Origin of the sequence: Streptomyces cyaneofuscatus, assembly GCF_033109485.1 — a bacterium.
Taxonomy (GTDB): domain Bacteria; phylum Actinomycetota; class Actinomycetes; order Streptomycetales; family Streptomycetaceae; genus Streptomyces; species Streptomyces cyaneofuscatus.
Map to the genome: position 1 here is coordinate 2,189,514 of NZ_CP137002.1, position 19,441 is coordinate 2,208,954.

The window sequence follows — 19,441 nt, forward strand, 5'->3', positions numbered from 1 at the left end:
TTCGACTTCACTGTTGGCCGGAGAGCAGGTGCCCCGCTCGGTCGACACGGCTGTCGGGGCCGGGCCTGCCGTTGTCCAGCAGCGGCTTCTCACTCGCCCGCTGCACCCACGTGCCGTCCGAAATGGCTGAGTCAGAAGACTGGCGGTCGCCCCGCCCTCGTGAGCCGGAACACCGTTCGCCAGGACATGGGTCGCCTCGGGCCCTGTCCACCGGAAAGTCCCTCGCGGAATCCTGCGAGCGTGACGCGGAGGGCCTGGCGGTCGCGGATGCGCCAGAGCGTGATCAGGCACCAGATGGCGAAGTTGACGGGGACGAGGAGCCGGGGCAGGTTGCGGCGGGCGACCCAGACGCGGTTACGGGCGTTGAGCCGGTAGAAGGTGTCGTGCCGGGCCGGGTTCGTGGCGGGGTGGTGGACGACGATGTCGGGCACGTACCGGCCGGTGCACCCCAGGTCCCACAACCGCCAGGCGAGTTCGACGCCTTCGTGGAAGAGGAAGAAGTGTCCGGGCCAGCCGCCGGCGCGGTCGTAGGCGTCGCGGCGGACCATGACGACGCCCTCGGCCATGACGGTGACCGTGCCGGGGCGGGCGGGGTCCGAGGCCCGCAGGCGGGGTACCCAGCGGCGGAGGGTCACGCCGGTCACGGGGTCGCTGATGCGCGGTTGTACGTAGGCAAGTTGGGGGTCGCGGCGGAGTGCGGCGACGAGCCGGGCGAGGGTGTCGGCGTCGGGCAGGTGAGCGTCGTTGTCGAAGAAGAAGAGGTGGTCGCCCTCGACACGGTCGGCCCCCACGTTGCGGCCCTCGGGGATGCCGACGTTCTCGGGCAGCGTGACCGTACGGACACCCATGGGGACCTGCTCGGGCGCGCAGCCGTTGCCGACCACGACGACATCAAGGTCGACGCCCTCCTGCGCAAGGAGCGAGGCCATGGCCCGGGGGAACTCCTGGGGCCGGTCGTTCATGGTCAGGACGACCGCGCCGACCGTGGGGCGGGAGGCGCCGGTGCTCACAAAGGTGCCCTTCTGGGACTGTTCACGAGGAGCTCAACCCTAGTGTTCGGCGCCCCCATTTCCTGATGCGTGACTCCAATGAGGTGACCTTCCAGGTGCCGACCCATCCGCGCGCACCCGGGCTCCGAAGCAGCCGTGAAACCGTTCGGCATTCCGGGCGGTACACCGCACTTCTCCTGGAGCATCATGCGTACTCGCAGAACCGTCGCCGCCGTCTCCGTCGCCGTGATCGCGGCCCTCTCCGTGCCGGCCCTGGCGTCCGCCGACGGCCACGCCGGACCCCGTACGGACCACCGAGGGCACAAGGCGCTGACCGCCATCGGGCTGACGGCCGATCAGCGGCTGGTCGCGTTCGCCGTCGACCGGCCCGCCGGGGCCTCGGCCATCGGGAAGGTGTCCGGGCTGCGCGGGGACACCAAGGTCGTGGGGATCGACTTCCGCGTGCAGAACGGGAAGCTCTACGGCGTCGGCGACCAGGGTGGGGTCTACACCCTGGGCACCTCCGACGCCCGGGCCCGTAAGGTCTCCCAGCTCACCGTCGCCCTCTCCGGTCGGCAGTTCGGCGTCGACTTCAACCCCGCCGCCAACCGGCTCCGCGTCATCAGCAACACCGGGCAGAACCTCCGGCACAACATCGACGACGGCACCGCCCCCCTGGGCACCACCGCCGACGGCACCCTCACCAACCCCACCACCCCGCCCTCCACCGCCATGGGCGTGACCGGAGCCGCGTACACCAACAACGACCTCGACGCCGCCACCGCGACGACCCTGTTCGACATCGACACCCTCGCCGACCGCGTCTCCCTCCAGTCACCCGCCAACGCCGGCACCCTCGCCCCGACCGGGAACCTCGGCGTGAACGCGGGCCCGGACGCCGGCTTCGACATCTACTTCTCGCCCAAGTACGGCACCAACCAGGGCTTCGCCGCCCTGAACACCGCCGGTGCCGCCCGCCTGTACGCGGTCGACGTGCTCACCGGGGCCGCCCGCGACCTCGGTGCGTTCCCGCAGCGCCGGCAGGTGACCGACCTCGCCCTTCCCCTCGACCAGCAGCGCTGAGCAACAGCCCGCCGGGTCAGCGGCCCCGGTGGCCGGTCAGGCTCGCGTAGACGACCACGTTGTCCGCGTAGCGGCTGTCCTTCTTGGAGAAGGCGCCGCCGCAGGTGATCAGGCGTAGTCCGGCATGGTCGAGGTTGCGGTAGACCTCGACCGTGGGGAAGTCGTCCTTGGGGTACGTGGCGGTCCGGTCGACGGTGAACACCGCCGTCGTGCCGTCCGCACGCCGGACGTCGACGCGGTCACCGGGAGCGAGTTCGGTGAGCTCGAAGAAGACGGCCGGTACTCCGTCCCAGGTGACATGTCCGGCGATCACGGAAGGGCCGATCGCGCCGGGGGTGGTCCCGGGGCGGTACCAGCCGGCCTTCGCCGGGTCCTTCGGCGTCTCCATCGCGCGGTTCTTGCCCAGCCCGAGCTGTTCGAGGTCCGACGTGACCTTGAGGGACGGGATCGTGATGCTGACGGGGCGGGAGGGCGGGAGCGGCATGGTCCGCTGCTCGGTGGGGGGTGTTGAGGAGTGTGCCGGTGTCCGTGGGGCGGTGGGCGGGGCGCCCTGGCCGGCCACGGGCGGTGGGGCGGGTTGCTGCCGGGCGGTTCCCAGCGCCAGCAGCAGCCCGCCCGTCAGGAGCAGCGCGGCGATGGCTGCGAGAGGGACCCGACGCCGCCAGGACGACGACCTGCGGGGCGGCTCCTCGTCGGGTGCCCTGTCCATCGCTTCACCTTTCCTGTTCCCGTTCCCTGTTCCCTGTGCTCGGACGTGGCAGGTCGTCGATCGGGGGCGTCGCCGGTGGTCAGCCGTCGGTACGGGCGTCCGCGGTCCGCGTCCGGCGGCGTACGGCGAACAGTCCGCCGGCCGCGAGGACGGCCGCGCCTCCGGCGGCGAGCATGCCCGGTGACTCCACGCCCTCGGTGGTCCCGCCACCGGTCTCGACACCGCCCGCCGGGACGGAGCCGACCGCGGCGCCCTTGACCATGCCGCAGTTGGCGGGGGCGGTGGCCTCCTGGGGCAGCTTCGGGTCGAGTTCGCTCTTGCCCGCGCCGAAGTCGTACTTGCCGTCGCCGTTCCGGTCGATGCCGTGCTGCACGACGTGCAGGTCCTTGATGTGGTCCGCCACGTCCTGGGAGACGGTGATCGTGCGGGAGTACGTCAGCTTGCCGTCCTTGTCCGCGACGGGCATCCGGTCCACCGCGAGGCCGCTGTCCTTGGACGTGTCGCCCTTGGTGGTCAGGGAGATGTTGATGTCCCCGTACTGCGGCAGGCCCTCGGCGGTGGAGACGATGCCGTCACCGTCCTTGTCCGCACTCTTGTCCGGGCAGCGGAAGTCGTGGCCGTCGGTGGAGCCGTGGATGTGCTGGGCGTGCGGCTGGCCGGGGACCAGCCCTTGCGCGTCGATCTTCACGGTCAGCTTGTTGCCCTCCAGGCTGACCAGGGCGGCCCCGGTGGCGCCGGAGTCGTTCAGCTGCTCCAGATCGATCTGGTACGTGTCGCCGTCGACCGCCTTCGTGGTGCCGGCGGGATGCCCCTCATGAGCCAGGGCCGGCGCGGCCACCCCGAGGGTGAGCGCGGCGGGCAGGACGAGCAGGGCGGCGAGGCGAGTTGTACGGCTGGCTATCACGAAGACACATCCCCTTCCGGAAGTCCCGGCGCGGAGCCGGAACTTCATTCGGTCGCTGATGTGATCTATTCGGAGCCGGTCACGGGATTGATTGGTCGGGGCACGACAAAGTTCGTCGGCCGTGCGTCCCGGGAGGGCCGCCGCCCCCGCCCTGGGGGGGGACGGCAAGGTGGGCCGGGCGGGCTCAGCCGACGGCCAGCGAGACCTCCGTGGACTTGACCAGCGCGGTGAGTGACACCTCAGTCGACTTCACCAGGATGCCCACCTCGCTGCCTTCCCCGAGCCCGAGATCCTTCACCGCCTCCAGGGTGATCGCGGCCGTGATGTCCTGGCCGCCCGCTAGGCGGACCTGGACGGTGGCCATGGCCTCGCCCGGGGTGACGGAGGTGACGCTGCCGGACAGCTGGTTGCGGATGCTCAGAGCCATGGATGTGCCTCACAGATGTTCGTCGGTGTTCGTTGCGGACGGACCGGCTGCGGTCGCGACGGGTCGCCCCGAGGCTAATACGTCACGAAACACCCCGTTGTGACCGCATCGCGTCTGCCAGGGCGATCACCGATACGGCATCGCAGAAGCAGAGCCGGCCGCCTTCTCCCTCACCGCCCCCGCGTCAGCCGGTGCAGGCGCAGCGCCAGTTGGATCTCCAGCGCGCGCGGCGGCTCGTTCCAGTCCGGGCCGAGGAGGCGGCCGATGCGCTCAAGGCGCTGCACCACCGTGTTCACGTGGACGTGGAGCAGGGTCTTGGTGCGGGTGAGGCTCGCTCCCTGGGCGAAGTACGCGTCCAGGGTGGTGACCAGGTCGGTGGAGCGGGCCTCGTCGTAGTCGAGCACGGGGCCGAGCGTCCTGGTGACGTACCCGCCGAGGTCGGCCTGGTCGCCCAGGAGTACGCCGATGAACCCCAGGTCCGCCGTGGCGCCGCCGCTGCCCGTGTGGCCGAGTGTGCGCAGGGCGGAGAGGCAGCGGTCCGCCTCGCTGTGGGTGTCGGGGAGTTCGGCCGGGCCGGTGGCGGGGCCCGCCGCGCCGACGGTGACGGGGCAGCCGGCCGCCTGGCCCAGTTCGGCGGCGAGTGCCTGGGCGTCGGGGCCCGGGGTGTCGGAGGGGGCGACCAGGACGACGTGGTCGTGGTGGAGGCCGGCCAGGCCGTTGCGGGTCTGGGCGCTCCGCGCGGCGGCGGCCAGCAGGCGGTGGCGGGGGGCCGCGTCGCTGTGGGCCACGAACACGCTGTGCAGGTGGCCCAGGTCGACGCCGAGGCGGCGCGCCCTGGCCGTCAGGGTGCCCGGGTCGCCGGTGCGGGAGAGCAGGTCGCCGAGCAGTTCACCCCGTACCCGGTCCTCCGTCTCGGCGACCGAGCGGCGCAGCAGCATGAGCAGGGCTGTCACCACGCTGGCCCGTTCGAAGAGCAGGCGGTCGGCGTCCGCGAGGCCCGCCCGGCCGGTCAACGCGATGGAGCCGAGGAGTTCGGGTCCGGCGAGGACCGCGCAGACCCAGGTGCCGTTGAGCGGGGCGGCCCGGCCCCGGGCCCGGGAGGCGGCGACGGCCGGGGTGGGCGGGGGCTGTGGTGCGGTGCGGGCGCGGGCGAGTTCGGCGCCGTCCGCGTCATGGATGAGGATGCCGCCGTCCAGGATGTCGGCGAGGGCGGCGGCCACGTCGTCGGCCCCGCCGCCGCGCAGAACAAGATCGGTGAGCTGGTCGTGGGCCTCCTCGGCGCGGCGCATCGCCTCGCTGTGCGTCCGGATGGTCTCGGAGGCGGCGTTGAGGTCGACGAGCGCGGCCCGGGTCTCCTCCAGCAGCCGGGCCCCGTCGATGGCGATGGCCGCGTGGTCGGCGAGCGAGGAGAGCAGCGCGACCTCCCCGGCGGTGAACTCGCGGGGTGCGCGGTCGGCGGCGTACAGGACGCCGATGATGCGGCTGCCCAGGCGCAGCGGTACGCCGAGGATCGCGCGCAGCCCCTCGTCCAGGACGGCCCTGTCGATGGTGGTGGTGTGGTGGAACCGGGTGTCGGCCGCGTAGTCGCCGGTCGCGTACGGGCGGGCCGTCTGGGCGACGAGCCCGCCGAGCCCCTCGCCCATGCCGAGCCGGACCCGCTGGAACGCCTCGGCCACCGAGCCGTCGGTGACCCGCATATAGGTGTCACCCGCCGCGTCGTCGTTGAGCGAGAGGTAGGTGACGTCGGTGCCGAGCAGCAGTTTCGCCCGGTGGACGATGGCCCGCAGGACGGCGTCCAGGTCGCGCAGGGCCGCGAGGTCGCTGGCCGTGTCGAAGAGGGCGGTGAGCTGGGCCTCGCGGACCCGGTGCTGGCTGAGGGTGCGCCGGATGCGCAGCGCCACGGTGGTGGCCTCCGCGATCTGGGCCAGCTCCGCGGCGGGGACGCCCGCCTCCCTTGCGGTGGCGGCGGGCCGGTCGAACTCCTCGGTCGCCGCGCCCTGGGCCAGCAGGTCGAGAAGGTGGCGCAGGGCCGTCGCGGAGTGCTGGGGGGCGGGGGGCGTCACGCCGGTGAGCATACGGTGATCGCCTCCCGGGGGAATGGTCTCTCCCGCGCGCTCCGGGGAGCGGGGCGCGCGGGAGAGGGGGGTCGGATGGTCAGCCGCCGAGACTGACCGAGTCCTTGCGGGTGGTGGCGGGCGGCGCGGCCGGGACCGAGTCCGCCAGGCCGTCCTTGGCCAGGTCGCGGCCCCGGGTCTCCTTCGCGATCCACACCGTCACCGCGGTGACCAGGGCGGCGAAGCAGAGGTAGAGCGAGATCGGGACGGACGAGCGGTAGTCCTTGAGCAGCTCGACCGCGATCAGCGGGGCGAGCGCGCCACCGATGATCGAGGCGAGCTGGGAGCCCATCGAGGCGCCGGAGTAGCGGACCTTCGTGTCGAACATCTCGGAGATGAAGGCCGCCTGCGGCCCGTACATCGCCCCGTGCAGCAGCAGGCCGACGGTGACCGAGAGGACGATCACCGGGAACGACTTGGTGTCGAGGAGAGCGAAGAAGCCGAAGGCCCAGACCGCCATGCCGAGCGCGCCGATGAGGGTGACCGGGCGGCGGCCCAGCCGGTCGGAGAGGGCGCCCCACAGCGGGATGGTGACGAAGTGGACCGCCGAGCCGATCAGTACGGCGTTCAGCGCGTCGCTCTTGGACATCTCCAGGTGCACGGTCACGTAGACCAGGAGGAACGCGGTGAGGATGTAGTACGAGATGTTCTCGCCGAAGCGGGTCCCGATGGCCAGGAGCACCTCGCGCCAGCTCCTGCGGAACACCTCGACGACCGGCGGCTGTTCCTTGACGCCCGCCGCCGCCTCCTCCTGTGCCTTCTTCTGCGCCTCCAGGAAGACCGGAGACTCCTCGACGGAGATCCGGATCCACAGGCCGAGCATCACGAGGACGCCGGAGAACAGGAACGGGATGCGCCAGCCCCAGGCGAGGAACGCCTCGTCGGACTGGATCGCGGCGAGCAGCGCCAGGACACCGGTGGCGAGCAGGTTGCCGCCGGGGGCTCCGGCCTGCGGCCAGGAGGCCCAGAAGCCGCGCCGCTGGTCGCCGCCGTGTTCGGAGACGAGGAGTACGGCGCCGCCCCACTCGCCGCCGAGCGCGAAGCCCTGGACCAGGCGCAGGACGGTGAGCAGGATCGGGGCCCAGACGCCGATGCTGGCGTGGGTGGGCAGCAGGCCCATGGCGAAGGTGGCGCCGCCCATCATGAGCAGGCTGATGACCAGGAGCTTCTTGCGGCCGATCTTGTCGCCGTAGTGGCCGAAGACGACCCCGCCGAGCGGCCGGGCGGCGAAGCCGACCGCGTACGTCAGGAAAGCGAGGAGCGTGCCGACGAGCGGGTCGCTGCTGGGGAAGAACAGCGTGTTGAAGACGAGCGCGGCGGCCGAGCCGTAGAGGAAGAAGTCGTACCACTCGATGGTGGTGCCGACGAGGCTGGCCGCGACGATCCGGCCGATGCGGCTGGTGCCGGGCGGGGCCGGCGTGGAGGGCTGGGCGGAGGTTGGGGAACCCATGGTGAGTCACCGCGTTTCGTTGGCAGGTGGGGCAGGGACGGGGGTGCGGGTGGGGCGGGGTGGAGCAGGTGGTGCGCCCGGCCTCGGTGGGTGCCCGGGGGGGCTTGTCGTGCTTGTCGTTGGACCGGCTTCGGTGGGGGCCGAAGACCGGTGTGGGGTCAGCGGGCGCCCCAGCCTCCGTCCACGGGGAGGGAGGCGCCGGTGATGTACGAGGTGTGGGGGGAGCAGAGCCAGACGCAGACGGCGGCGACCTCCTCGGGTTCGATCAGCCGCTTGATGGCGGACCGGTCCAGCAGGACATCGGCGACGACCTCGTCCGACGGGATGCCGTGCGCGGCGGCCTGGGCCGCGATCTGGCCCTCCACCAGGGGGGTCCGTACGTAGCCGGGGTTGACGCAGTTGCTCGTCACCCCGTGCGGGGCGCCCTCCAGGGCGGCCACCTTGCTCAGCCCCTCCAGGCCGTGCTTGGCGGCGACGTACGCGGACTTGAAGGGGCTGGCCCGCAGGCCGTGCATGCTGGACACGTTGACCAGCCGGCCCCAGCCCCCGGCGTACATGTGCGGGAGGCAGTGCCGCATCAGGAGGAACGGGGCGGTCAGCATCACCTTCTGGATCAGCTCGAACCGGTCGGCCGGGAAGTCCTCGATCGGCGCCACGTGCTGGAGCCCGGCGTTGTTGACCAGGATGTCCACGGCCCTCGGCAGCGCCCCGACCGCCTCCGCGTCGGCGAGGTCCACGACATGGGCCACCCCGCCGGTCGCGGCGGCGACGGCCTTGGCGGCGTCGGCGTCGCGGTCGGCGACGTGCACGAGGGCCCCGGCCGCGGCGAGCGCCTCGGCGGTGGCCCGTCCGATGCCGCTGCCGCCACCGGTGACCAGGGCGGTGCGCCCGCTGAGGTCCACGGCTCCGGGGCCCTGCGCGGGAGGACCGGACGCTGCGTGAAATTGGCTCGTCATGGCCGGAAACGCTAGAGACCCCCGGCCGGACATCCCATGGGCCGGATCGCCACAGTGGCGGCGGCCGGTATGGCGGCCGCCACCACTGTCTAGCCGGTCAGCGGGCAGTACGTGAGCAGCTTCCCGGCGTCCGCCCCGGCCGGCAGCTTCAGCGTGCGGCTCGACGGGGGGCGTACGCCGTGGTCCAGCCAGCGTTCCAGTGCGGTGGCCGCCGAGCGGTGGCAGGGCACCAGGGGGCGCACCCGGCCGGGGAAGGCGTCGGCGAGCGAGTCCACATGGGTACCCGCCTCGACCCGGTAGTACCGGTGGAGGTGGCCGCGACCCTCCCGCTTCACCAACTGTGCGTAGACGTCCGAGCTGCGGGAGATCGGCAGAAGGACGTCGTAGGTGCCGTGGAAGCTGATCAGCGGTTTGCCGATCCTGCCGGTGAGGGCGATCTTCGCGACGGCCTTCCTGACCTCCTTCGGCCGGTCGGCGTAGACGTAGTCGGCGTCGCAGGCCGGGGTTCCCGGTGCGCAGAACGGTGTCCCGGCCTCCGTCGCCCCGTCGAACTCCGGGTCCAGCTCCTCCCGGTAGATCCGCTGGGTGAGGTCCCAGTAGTACTGGTGGTGGAAAGGCCAGAGGAACTCCGAGCCGGCCGGATAGCCCGCCGCCGTCATCGCCCGGTGGGCCTGCTCGGCGCCCGCGCCGCCGGCCGCGTACGAGGGGTAGTGGAGCAGGGCGGGCGGCAGGAAGGTGAGGAGGTTCGGTCCCTCGGTGCGCCAGAGGGTGCCTTCCCAGTCGACGCCGCCGTCGTACAGCTCGGGGTGGTTCTCCAGCTGCCAGCGCACCAGGTAGCCGCCGTTGGACATGCCCATCGCCAGGGTGCGGGTGGGCGGGCGGTGGTAGCGGCGGGCGACGACCTGGCGGGCGGCCCGGGTGAGTTGGGTGACCCGGTGGTTGCCTTCGGCCAGGGCGTCGCCGGGGGTCTCGCCGTCACGGTGGAAGGCGGCGCCGGTCGCGCCCTTGTCGGTGGCGGCGAAGGCGTAGCCCTGCGAGACCGCCCAGTCCCCGAAGGCCCGGTCGTTGGCGTACTGCTCGCGTACGCCCGGCGCGCCGGAGACGACCAGGCCGCCGTTCCAGCGGTCGGGGAGGCGGATGACGAACTGGGAGTCGTGGTTCCAGCCGTGGTTGGTGTTGGTGGTGGAGGTGTCGGGGAAGTAGCCGTCGATCTGGATGCCGGGGACGCCGGTGGGGGTCGTCAGTCCGGCCGGGGTGAGGCCGGCCCAGTCGGCGGGGTCGGTGTGGCCCGAGGCGACGGTTCCGGCGGTGGTCAACTCGGTGAGGCAGGAGGCTTGTTGGTGGGCGGCTCCCGGGACCTTGAGCGTGTCGGTACGGGAGCAGGGGGCGGCGGCCTTGGCGGTGTCCGGGAGCGGAGGTGCGGCGGTGGCCGGGGCGGCGGCCGTCCAGGCGGTCAGCGCGGCTGCGGCGAGGGCGGCGGGGCGGAGCCACCGGCGGTGGCGGTGGCGTCTCTGGGGGGCGGGTGGCATGGGGGGCCTCCTTGAGGTCGGAGCGGGTCAGGGGCAGGAGCCGGTGGCGATCGTGTAGTGGCCCGCCGGGGACTCCTTGAGGGTGTGGGTCACGAAGGTGTTGTAGAGGCCGAGGTTCTGGCCTGAGCCCTTCGCGTACGCGTAGCCGCCGGTGGTGGTGGCGCGGCCCGCGCGTACGTGTTCGTAGTTGCTGGCGGTCCAGCAGGCGGCGGGCTCGGTGGGCGGGTCCACGGGAGGCTCGGTGGGCGGCTCGGTGGTGGTGCCCGCGAGGCCGAAGAAGCGGGTGATCCAGTAGCTGGAGCAGATCGAGGCGATGAAGTGCTGGGTGCCGGTGGCGCCGCACTGTTCGGGGCCGCTGCCCGGGGCGACCGGGGTGCCGTGGCCGATGCCCGGAACCTTGTTGACCTCGACCGCCGCCTGTCCGGGGGTCGGCCCGTACTCGCTCCTGCGGGTGTTGTTGGGGCCGAGTGTGGAGGTACGGGACGGGGTCTGGCCCAGGCCGTGGACCGCCGTCCACTGGTCCCGCAGCTCGTCGGCGTTCCTCGGGGCCACGGTCGCGTCGTTGTCCCCGTGCCAGATGGCGACCCTCGGCCAGGGTCCGGCGAACCCGGGGTGGGCGTCGCGTACGGCCTGCGCCCAGGCGGCGGGGGTGCGGTCGGCGCCGGGGCTCATGCAGCTGAACGCCGAGACCACGTCGACCCCGCAGCCGTACGGGATTCCGGCGACCACCGCGCCCGCGGCGAACACCTCCGGGTAGGCGGCAAGCAGCACCGCCGTCATCGCCCCGCCCGCCGAGAGGCCCGTGACACGGGCCTTAGCCGGGTCGGTGCCGTACGCGGTGGTGGCGTGGGCGACCATCTGCCGGATCGAGGCGGCCTCGCCCTGGCCCCGCCGGGTGTCGCCCGGCTGGAACCAGTTGAAGCACTTGTTGGCGTTGTTGGCGGTGGTGGTCTCGGCGTAGACGACCAGGAAGCCGTGCCGGTCGGCGAAGGTGTTGAGGCCGGAGTTGTCGGCGTAGAGCTGCGCGCTCTGGGTGCAGCCGTGCAGGGCGACGACGACGGGGGCCTTGGCGGGGAGAGCGGCGGGGCGGTGGACGTACATGGTGAGGGCGCCGGGGTTGGCGCCGAAGTTGGAGACCCGTTCGAGGGCGGCGGCGGCCCACGGGGCGGCAGCGGCGGTCGGGGGAACGGCCGCCTGCGCCTCGGCCGCCGGGGTGAGCAGCGCGGCTCCGGTGGCGAGCGTGACGGCGGCGGCGAGCGCCGAGACGGTGCGGCTCCAGCGCCCGCCGCGTCGCGGCCTGCGTGGTGATGGTGCCGGGTGCGATGGCGTGACGTACGGCAACGTGACCTCCCGTGGGCGGCGGCACGGGATCGCCCGTGATCCCGTGGCCCCGGCGGCCCTGTCCCGCAGAGCCTCCGAGGTCCGTCACCGTAGGAAGCGCGCGGTGGGCCGGGTAATGGCGGTGCGCGCCACAACCCGGCCCGGAACGAGGCGCCGCCACCCGTTGCGGCGGCGCGCGCCCCCCTGCTACACGCGTACGGCCGGAGCGCCGGAATCCAGCCGTACGGTCAACTCCGCACCCGTGGCCGCCCGGACCTCGTCCACCGTCACCCCGTCCGCCACCTCCCGCAGCAGGAACCCCTCGGCGGTGATGTCCAGCACCGCGAGATCCGTGATGACCTGGTGCACCACGCCCCGCCCGGTGAGCGGCAGCGTGCACTCGGCCAGCAGCTTCGGCGAACCGTCCCGCGCGGTGTGCTCCATCACCACGATGACGTGCCGGGCCCCGTGGACGAGGTCCATGGCCCCGCCCATCCCCTTGACCATCTTGCCCGGGATCACCCAGTTCGCGAGGTCCCCGGCGGCGGAGACCTGCATGGCCCCCAGGACCGCCACGTCGATGTGGCCGCCCCTGATCATCGCGAACGAGAGCGCGGAGTCGACGCAGGAGCCGCCGGGCAGCAGGGTCACGGTCTCCTTGCCCGCGTTGATGAGATCGGGCAGGACGTCGTCCTCCTCCGGGTACGGGCCGACGCCCAGCAGGCCGTTCTCCGACTGGATCACCACCTCCACGCCCTCGGGCAGGAAGTTCGGGATCAGGGTCGGCAGGCCGATGCCCAGGTTGACGTAGCTGCCGTCGGCCAGCTCCCGGGCGGCGCGGGCCGCCAGCTGCTCACGGGTCAGTGCCATCTCAGGCCTCCATGCGTACGGTCCGGCGCTCCACGCGCTTCTCAGCGCGCGGGTCACCGGGGGCGACCGGGACGACCCGCTGCACGAAGATCCCGGGCAGATGGATGTCGTCGGGGGCGAGTTCGCCGGGCTCGACCAGCTCCTCCACCTCCGCGATCGTGACGCGTCCGGCCATGGCGGCCAGCGGGTTGAAGTTGCGGGCGGAGGAGTGGAAGCGGAGGTTGCCGTGCCGGTCGCCGACAGCGGCCCTGACCAGGGCGAAGTCGGTGGTGATGCCCTCCTCCAGGAGGTGGTCCCGGCCGTCGAAGACCCGGGTCTCCTTGGGCGGTGAGGCGACGGCGACCGAGCCGTCGGCACCGTACCGCCAGGGCAGTCCGCCCTCCTCGATCCAGGTGCCCGCACCGGCCGGGGTGTAGAACGCGGGGATACCCGAGCCGCCGGCCCGCAGCCGTTCCGCCAGGGTGCCCTGGGGGACCAGCTCCACCTCCAGCTCACCGTGGAGGTACTGCCGGGCGAACTCCTTGTTCTCCCCCACGTACGAGCTGGTCATCCGGGAGATCAGCCCTGCCCGCAGCAGCAGGCCGAGGCCCCAGTCGTCCACCCCGCAGTTGTTGGACACCACCCGCAGTCCGCCCGCGCCCCGCTCCAGCAGGGCGTGGATCAGCACGCCGGGGATGCCGCAGAGCCCGAATCCGCCGACCGCCAGCGACGCCCCGGCCGGCACGTCCGCGATCGCGTCCGCCGGGTCGGCGACCACCTTGTCCACACTCATCCGTCCGTCCTCTCCCCGCCGCATCGACTGCGACGAGACTAGGAACGGAGGACGGCGTACGGCGATGGCGTCCGCCCACACATCACCGCCGGTCCGGGTGGTTGCGGGCCATGCCCCCGAGGTACGCCCTACCGCTTCCCGCGCTCCCGCTCCTTCGCCAGCCACGGTCCGAACTCGCTCTCCAGCACCAGCCGCCCCAGCTTGCGGTACTCCTGGAGCACCGCCGTGACCAGCTGGTCCATGGTCAGCGGGGCCCGTGACTCCGCCGCGAGGTAGGCGGCGGTCACCGCGCAGGCCCGGATCGAGCCGCCCGCCAGCTCGAAGCGGGCCGCGCAGAACTCCAGGTCCAGCGCCGGATCGCGCGGGATCGAGGTGCCCAGGCAGCGGTCCCAGAGAGCGAGGCGCTGCTCCGCGTCCGGGATCGGGAACTCCGCGATCACGTCCAGGCGGCGGGTGAACGCCTCGTCCAGGTTGGCCCGGAGGTTGGTCGTGAGCACGGCGATCCCGTCGAAGGACTCCATGCGCTGGAGGAGGTACGCCGACTCCACGTTGGCGTGCTTGTCGTGGGCGTCCTTGACCTGCGACCGCTTGCCGAAGATCGCGTCGGCCTCGTCGAAGAGCAGGATGCCGTTGACGTCGGAGGCCTCGACGAAGATCCGCTCCAGGTTCTTCTCGGTCTCGCCGATGTACTTGTCCACCACCGTGGAGAGGTCCACGACGTAGAGCTCCATCCCCAGTTCGCGGGCGACCACCTCGGCCGACATGGTCTTGCCGGTGCCGGACTCGCCCGCGAACAGGGCGATGACCCCGCGCCCCCGGCCGCCGCCCGGCCGCATCCCCCACTGGCCGAGCACCTGTTCGCGGTGGCGGGCGCGGAGGGCGAGTTCGGTGAGCTGGGTGCGGGTGGCCGGGGGCAGGACCAGGTCGTCCCAGCCGACGGCGGGTTCGATGCGGCGGGCGAGCCGCTCCAGACCGGCGCCGTTCTGGGCGCGGACCGCCGTGCGCAGGTCGTCCGGGTGAACCGGGCGCTGCTCCTGGGCGGCGAGGCGGGTGGCGACGGTGGCGGCCTTCCGCAGCTGGTCGGAGTCGAGCCGGTAGGAGGCGGTGGCCTCGATCAGGCGGTCGTCGTCGGCCGGTGCCTGCGCGTCCGGCAGCCCCACGGACCGGGCCGCCTCCGCGAGCGCCTGCCGCCACCGGCGGGCCGCGCCCGCCGGGCCCGGGGGCAGGACGGCGACCGGGACCGGGCTGTCCCGGGTCCACAGCGGGTCCCAGTTCTTCTTCCCGTACGCGATCAGGGGCGTGCCGCTCACCGCCGTACAGAGGGAGGCCAGCAGGCGGGCGCCCTCCGGGCGTTCGGGCGCGAGCGTCTCCAACGGGCCGAGTACGACGCCGCCGTGGGTGAGGCGGGCCTCGGCCGCCAGGGTCCGTACCAGCTCGGCCGCCCGGTCACCGGCCGCCGCGAGCGCCGCGATGTCCACGACCAGGGGGCGGCGGCCGGCGGCGGTGAGCGCCTCGACGGCCAGGCCGGAGGGGTCGCCGCCCCGGTCGAGCAGGTGCACCAGGCCGCTGCCCGTGGCGAGGGCGGCGGCGATGCGGTAGGCCTCGGGCCGGTCGTCGTCGGTGCCGTCGACGCGGTCGTCCCGGGTGCTGTCGGGGGCGGGCACCCGGACGAGGCCGCGCAGCCTCCCGTCCGGTTCGTCGTCGCCGAGGAGGTGCGCGGTGACCCGGTCGGGGACCCTCAAGGTGCGGGAGAGCAGGGGGCGTTCGGTCTCGCCGATCTCCAGGAGCCCGCCCGCGACGAGCGGCGCGGACGGCTGGAACCGGAAGCGGCCGGAGCCGGCGGCGGGCAGCCCGCAGAGCTCCAGCGCCAGGCCGATGGCGGGGCGGCGGCGGGTCAGATCGTCGTTGAGGTAGCCGTAGAGGCGCTCGAACCGGGCGTCGATGTCCGGCGCCATCGCGACCAGCAGCAGCTCCACGTCGAGCTCCACCAGACCGAAGCTCCGGGCCAGCCCGGCGAGCCGGGAGTCCGGCTCCGTGGCGTACGACGGCGGCTCAGCACCGTACGAAGGTACGGGCGCGAACGCGTCCCGCGACTCCAGGATGCGCTCCACCGCGTCCGGGGTGAGGTACTGCCCCCGGTACGGATCGTCCGGCTCCGGGTCGGTGGCGCGCCGGGCCGCCACCGCCTGCCGGACCCGCTCCTCGACGCGGGCCAGCCGCTCCCACAGCACCTCGACGTCCACCATCGCGGGGAGGCCAGGCGCGCTCTCGGTAACGCTCGCCGTCATCGCGCCGCGCTCCCCCGCTTGCGCCGGCCGGGCGGCAGCTGCCGTTCCCGGGTCGCGGCGAACCCTTCCGCGTCCAGGTCGGCCGCTCCCTCGTACCGCAGGCGGCGGCCCGGGTCGTCGGCCGCCGTGCCGTCCACGGCGGGGGCGGCCTTCATGACGAGGCCCTCGGTGACCGGCGGTCCGGCCGGGGCCCGTTCGCCGGCGAGCGGGGCGAGGACGCGCAGGTCGATCGCGGCCTTCAGCTCACCGCCGAGCGCGGACCACACGTCGGAGGCCGAGGGGCCGTCGGTGCGCGGGCCCGCCGCCTCCAGCTCCACGGTGAGGGCGAGTTCGGCGAGGCTGCCGGTGAGCATCGGGGCGGGCAGCGTGTCGTGCCGCATCAGGCAGCGCAACACCTCGGAGAGCAGCCGGTGTTCGTCCTGCGGTCGGTTGGTCCAGGCGGTGACCAGGTAGGTCAGCTCGAACCAGCGCGGCGGGGTGCGCCAGCCGATGACCATCCCGTTCTCGTCGTGCTCCTCGGCCGTGCCGGTGCGCCGCCGGCCCGCGTCCTCGCGGATGCCGTGCAGGAAGACGCTGATGGTGGGGGCGTTGCGCCGGGCCGACCAGTCCTTCGTCGGTGCGTCGAAGACCAGGTCGACACCGCTCTCCTGGAGTCCGGCGTCGACCAGCAACAGCCGGAGCGCTTCGTCGACTTCGTGGATCATCGGCGGATCACCTCGTCCGGCGGGGTGATGGTGCCGAGCACCACGAGGAAGTCCGTCGTGACCGGGGAGAAGCCGGGGCCCTTGGCCGTGATGATGCGCGGGCCCGTCTGGTCCTTGGCCAGGATGAGCAGCTGGGCGATGAACGTGCCGTCCGGGTTCGGCAGGGTCGGCGCGGCCGCCGCCGTGATCCCCGGCTTCCAGCTGAGCTTCACGGGCGCGCCGGGCGGGAAGTCCTTGCCGCGCACCGAGGTGACGAAGCCGGGCTTGCCGATGGCGGGCACCGCGATGATGCGGGGCTGGAGGATGCGCAGCGGGATGCGGGAGCGGTTGTCGCTCCGGTTCGCGTCGGTGCCGGTGGTGGTGAGCGTCGCGGTGATGGACGTGCGCAGCGCGCGGTCCGGGGAGAGGACGACGCGTACGACGGTGGAGGCGCCGGGTCCCAGGTCGGGCAGCGCGCACTGTCCGGCCGTGCAGCCTGCCGGGAGCGGGCCGGACGGGATGGTTCCGGGCAGGCCGAGCTGGAGCCGCAGGCCGGTGGCGGTGGCGTTCCGGCCGTTGCGAACGGTGTACGTGACGACGACCTTGCCGCCGACGTAGCCGGGGCTGGGCTGGGCCCGCACCACGACGCCGGGGCCGGCCAGGGGCGCGGGCGGCAGGGGGGCCGGGGGGCGCGGGGCGGGCGGGCGCGGGGCCGGGGGCGGAGGCGGTGCGGGCGCGGTGGTCGGGGGCGCCGGGGTGGGGGTCGGAGGCGTGGGAGGGGTGGGGGTCGGCGGAGTCGGAGTCGGCGGGGTGGGCGTCGGGGTCGGCGGGGGCACGTCCTGGACGGGTACGAGGGTGCCGGTGGCGTTGTCCGTGGGGTTCGGGTCGAGCACGGTGCCGGTGACGGACCAGCCGATCGGCTGGTCGCCGCGGGTGACGCCGGTCAGCTTGGCGGTGATCTCCACGCTCGCGCCGGGCGGGACGACACCCAGGTCGCACTGGGGCGAGCCGGCTCCGCAGCTCCCGGCGGGCGTGGTCAGCTCCTCCAGCCGTACACCGGGCGGGGGGTCGGCCGTAAAGACGGTCCCGGGCGAGGGCGAGGGGCCGCGGTTGACCACGGTGACCTTCACCTCGACCGAGGAGCCGACCTCCACGGCGGGCCCGGTGGGCGGGGCCGTCACGGCGAGGTCGACCGACTGCTGGTAGCTCGGCTCCTTCTGGCGTCCGGCGTGGTCGTTGTCCAGGGGCGTCAGCTCACCGGAGGCGAGGTCGAGGACGGAGAGCTGCTCCATCGAGTTGACGGCCTGCTCCCGGCGGGAGGACAGCACGATCCGGCTGCCGTCCGGCGACCAGGCCACGTCACGGGGCTGGAAGGGGCCGGTCCCGGTGGTGTCGGGGATCTCCTGGTCGCAGCCGTCGGGGTTGTCCCGCTCGGAGGAGGGCAGCACGACCCGGCAGCCGCCGCCGCGCAGGGGCTTGACGATGATGCCCGCCCGCTCGTTGATCCGGCCGCCGCCGTCCTTGCGGTTGAAGGCCACCCGCGTACCGTCCGGGGAGAACGCCGGGCTGTCGTCGATGACTTCGCAGTCGCCGGGGCAGATGGTGGCGCTGAGGTCCCGCTGCTGGCCGAGGCTGCTCACCGGCACGACCCAGATGTGCTTGTTGCCGCCGTTGCCGTTGATCACCTGGGTACGGGTGAAGGCGAGGTTGACGCCGTCGGAGGACCAGGTCGGCTGGGCGTCGCGGCCCTGCTGCTGGCCCTCGGGCGGGCGGATCTCGTCGAGGATCGCGCCGGAGGCCACGTCGGCGATGAGGATGCGGCCCGGTCCGGCCGCCTCGCCGACGCCACCGGGCGAGGTGCGGGTGAACGCGATCTTGGTGCCGTCGGGCGAGAAGGTGGGGTCGGTGTCCCAGTCGCGCTCACCGCGTCCGGCGAGCGGCAGGGCGGAGCCGTTGGTGCCGTCGGCGTCGACCATCCAGATGCGCTGGATCCGCGCGTCGTCCGGGCCCTCGAAGCGGGTCACGACGATGCGCCGCCCGTCGGGGGTGTAGTTCTGCCGCTCGGTCCACGGGTCGTACCCGGCCGCCGGGTTGAAGAGCGGGTCGAGCGCCGGGTCGGTGTTGGTGCGGGCGGCCGGGTCCTCGTCGAGGATGGTGAACCCGAGGTCGCGGGGGTCGGAGCCGTCCTGGCGTACGTCCTGGAGCGTGACGACGTTCGCGGCCGAGGCGCTGATCCGGGAGACGATGACCTCGCCCGTCGTGCTGTCGCTGCCGGTCCAGGTCGGGGACGCGACGTCGCGGTCCTCGGAGACCAGTTGATCGGGTGTCTGTTCGGAGAAGGCCGGGCCCCGGTAGACGTGGTCGAAGTCGTCGCAGCCGCAGACGTGGAAGGGGCTGAGGAAGAGGACGTCGTCGCCGTTCGGCAGCCAGGAGACGGAGTGGCTGCCCCACTCGGCGTGGCCTCCGGCCAGCAGCGGCCGGTCGGTGCCGAGGCCCTCGGTGACCCGCAGCCGGTAGCCCTTCTCCGGGTCGGGGTCGGTGATGTGGGTGTACGCGATCCGGCTCCGGTGCGTGTCGTCGTCCACCGGGTTCCAGGACGGGTCCTTGGCGTCGCCGGGCGGTCCGTCGCTGATCCGGGTCTGCTCGCCGCCGGCGAAGGCGCGCACGTAGATCTGCCAGCCGCGGGTGGCGTCGCCGTCGCAGGCGTACGCGATCCGGGTGCCGTCCGGCGAGAAGGTAGGGGACTCCTCGTTGTCCGGGGTGTCGGTGAGCCGACGCAGGTCCGATCCGTCGACGCCGACCGCCCAGAGGTCGCGCTGGACGGTACCGCCGGGGCCCGGCTCGGCGGAGTCGAAGACGACCGTACGGCGGTCCGGCGAGAGTTCGGGGTTGGCCGCGTCCCGGTCGGTGGTGAGCCGGCGTACGGTCCCGTCGGCGTCGCGCACGTACACCTGCGGCCGCACGCTGTCGCGGAGGCTGGTGAAGACGAGGACGCCGCCGCGCGCGGAGGGGTCCTCGTCGTAGTGGGTGGGCCCGTCCCCGAAGAGCGGGCCGGTGGTCTTCTCCGCGTCGGCCTGCCCGAGGCTGCGGTGCTCCGTACCGGCGAAGGCGATCCGCCCGGCCTCCGCCGGGTCCGCCGGTGACGGTGCGGCGACCGCGTCGGCCGCCCCGTGCGGGGCGGCGGCCGACCCGACCACCAGCAGCGGCGCCAGCAGCACCACGGCGCCCATCAGTCGGCCCCACCGGGAATGCTTCGCCGGGCCAGCAGTGCCGGTCACGGCCCACCTCACAGTCTGTTGATGACGCTCCACCGTCGAGCATCGCGCTCGCGCGGGGCAGGAAGACAG

14 protein-coding genes and 1 pseudogene are annotated in these 19,441 nt (G+C 73.2%); 1 reads left to right on the forward strand and 14 read right to left on the reverse strand.

Going from position 1 to position 19,441, the window contains the following annotated elements; translation table 11 throughout:
- Positions 1-131: 131 nt before the first annotated feature.
- Positions 132-1,010 (reverse strand): glycosyltransferase family 2 protein, encoded by an 879-nt coding sequence (locus R2B67_RS09085; RefSeq protein WP_317817244.1) that lies wholly within the window; start codon positions 1,008-1,010, stop codon positions 132-134.
- Positions 1,011-1,196: 186 nt separating this feature from the next.
- On the opposite strand from R2B67_RS09085, the gene R2B67_RS09090 reads away from it, so the two are divergent.
- Positions 1,197-2,072, forward strand: a complete 876-nt coding sequence (locus tag R2B67_RS09090; RefSeq protein ID WP_317817245.1) for a DUF4394 domain-containing protein — start codon at positions 1,197-1,199, stop codon at positions 2,070-2,072.
- A gap of 16 nt (positions 2,073-2,088) precedes the next feature.
- Here R2B67_RS09090 and R2B67_RS09095 read toward each other — a convergent pair whose 3' ends face one another.
- The 13 genes and pseudogenes from R2B67_RS09095 to R2B67_RS09155 form a co-directional block, all read right to left on the reverse strand.
- Positions 2,089-2,781, reverse strand: coding sequence for a class F sortase (locus R2B67_RS09095; RefSeq protein ID WP_317817246.1), 693 nt, complete (start codon positions 2,779-2,781; stop codon positions 2,089-2,091).
- 79 nt (positions 2,782-2,860) lie between these two features.
- Entirely contained in the window at positions 2,861-3,685 is an 825-nt protein-coding gene (locus R2B67_RS09100) for a GVDTG sorting domain-containing protein (RefSeq protein ID WP_317817247.1), read from the reverse strand.
- Between the two features lie 229 nt (positions 3,686-3,914).
- A pseudogene (locus R2B67_RS09105) lies at positions 3,915-4,112 on the reverse strand (TOBE domain-containing protein); the annotation flags it as partial.
- Positions 4,113-4,282: 170 nt separating this feature from the next.
- Positions 4,283-6,187, reverse strand: coding sequence for a helix-turn-helix domain-containing protein (locus tag R2B67_RS09110; RefSeq protein WP_317817248.1), 1,905 nt, complete (start codon positions 6,185-6,187; stop codon positions 4,283-4,285).
- Positions 6,188-6,266: 79 nt separating this feature from the next.
- A complete protein-coding gene (locus R2B67_RS09115) occupies positions 6,267-7,676 on the reverse strand; it encodes an MFS transporter (protein WP_317817249.1) in 1,410 nt (469 codons plus the stop codon).
- Positions 7,677-7,834: 158 nt separating this feature from the next.
- Positions 7,835-8,632: a 3-hydroxybutyrate dehydrogenase gene (locus R2B67_RS09120; protein WP_051104567.1), complete on the reverse strand. Its 798-nt coding sequence runs from the start codon at positions 8,630-8,632 to the stop codon at positions 7,835-7,837.
- An 89-nt stretch (positions 8,633-8,721) separates the two neighbouring features.
- Positions 8,722-10,161 (reverse strand): 3-hydroxybutyrate oligomer hydrolase family protein, encoded by a 1,440-nt coding sequence (locus R2B67_RS09125; RefSeq protein WP_317817250.1) that lies wholly within the window; start codon positions 10,159-10,161, stop codon positions 8,722-8,724.
- A gap of 27 nt (positions 10,162-10,188) precedes the next feature.
- Entirely contained in the window at positions 10,189-11,502 is a 1,314-nt protein-coding gene (locus tag R2B67_RS09130) for an extracellular catalytic domain type 1 short-chain-length polyhydroxyalkanoate depolymerase (protein ID WP_317817251.1), read from the reverse strand.
- Between the two features lie 186 nt (positions 11,503-11,688).
- Complete coding sequence (locus R2B67_RS09135) at positions 11,689-12,351, reverse strand: 3-oxoacid CoA-transferase subunit B (protein WP_317817252.1); 663 nt, start codon at positions 12,349-12,351, stop codon at positions 11,689-11,691.
- A gap of 1 nt (position 12,352) precedes the next feature.
- A complete protein-coding gene (locus tag R2B67_RS09140) occupies positions 12,353-13,123 on the reverse strand; it encodes a CoA transferase subunit A (protein WP_317817253.1) in 771 nt (256 codons plus the stop codon).
- Positions 13,124-13,251: 128 nt separating this feature from the next.
- The gene (locus R2B67_RS09145; RefSeq protein ID WP_317817254.1) at positions 13,252-15,411 is read right to left on the reverse strand and encodes an ATP-binding protein; all 2,160 of its coding nucleotides are present in this window, start codon (positions 15,409-15,411) and stop codon (positions 13,252-13,254) included.
- Positions 15,408-16,115: a Pvc16 family protein gene (locus R2B67_RS09150; RefSeq protein ID WP_317817255.1), complete on the reverse strand. Its 708-nt coding sequence runs from the start codon at positions 16,113-16,115 to the stop codon at positions 15,408-15,410. The genes R2B67_RS09145 and R2B67_RS09150 overlap by 4 nt, the downstream gene beginning before the upstream one ends.
- Positions 16,112-19,324 (reverse strand): hypothetical protein, encoded by a 3,213-nt coding sequence (locus R2B67_RS09155; protein ID WP_317824809.1) that lies wholly within the window; start codon positions 19,322-19,324, stop codon positions 16,112-16,114. Before R2B67_RS09155 ends, R2B67_RS09150 begins: the two co-directional genes overlap by 4 nt.
- Positions 19,325-19,441: the final 117 nt, after the last annotated feature.

Coding starts and splice junctions, on each gene's coding strand:
- R2B67_RS09155 (WP_317824809.1), bottom strand. CDS start 19,324: ATGGGCGCCGTGGTGCTGCTGGCGCCGCTGCTGGTGGTCGGGTCGGCC.
- R2B67_RS09135 (WP_317817252.1), bottom strand. CDS start 12,351: ATGGCACTGACCCGTGAGCAGCTGGCGGCCCGCGCCGCCCGGGAGCTG.
- R2B67_RS09090 (WP_317817245.1), top strand. CDS start 1,197: ATGCGTACTCGCAGAACCGTCGCCGCCGTCTCCGTCGCCGTGATCGCG.
- R2B67_RS09125 (WP_317817250.1), bottom strand. CDS start 10,161: ATGCCACCCGCCCCCCAGAGACGCCACCGCCACCGCCGGTGGCTCCGC.
- R2B67_RS09115 (WP_317817249.1), bottom strand. CDS start 7,676: ATGGGTTCCCCAACCTCCGCCCAGCCCTCCACGCCGGCCCCGCCCGGC.
- R2B67_RS09145 (WP_317817254.1), bottom strand. CDS start 15,411: ATGACGGCGAGCGTTACCGAGAGCGCGCCTGGCCTCCCCGCGATGGTG.
- R2B67_RS09150 (WP_317817255.1), bottom strand. CDS start 16,115: ATGATCCACGAAGTCGACGAAGCGCTCCGGCTGTTGCTGGTCGACGCC.
- R2B67_RS09140 (WP_317817253.1), bottom strand. CDS start 13,123: ATGAGTGTGGACAAGGTGGTCGCCGACCCGGCGGACGCGATCGCGGAC.
- R2B67_RS09120 (WP_051104567.1), bottom strand. CDS start 8,632: ATGACGAGCCAATTTCACGCAGCGTCCGGTCCTCCCGCGCAGGGCCCC.
- R2B67_RS09095 (WP_317817246.1), bottom strand. CDS start 2,781: ATGGACAGGGCACCCGACGAGGAGCCGCCCCGCAGGTCGTCGTCCTGG.
- R2B67_RS09110 (WP_317817248.1), bottom strand. CDS start 6,187: ATGCTCACCGGCGTGACGCCCCCCGCCCCCCAGCACTCCGCGACGGCC.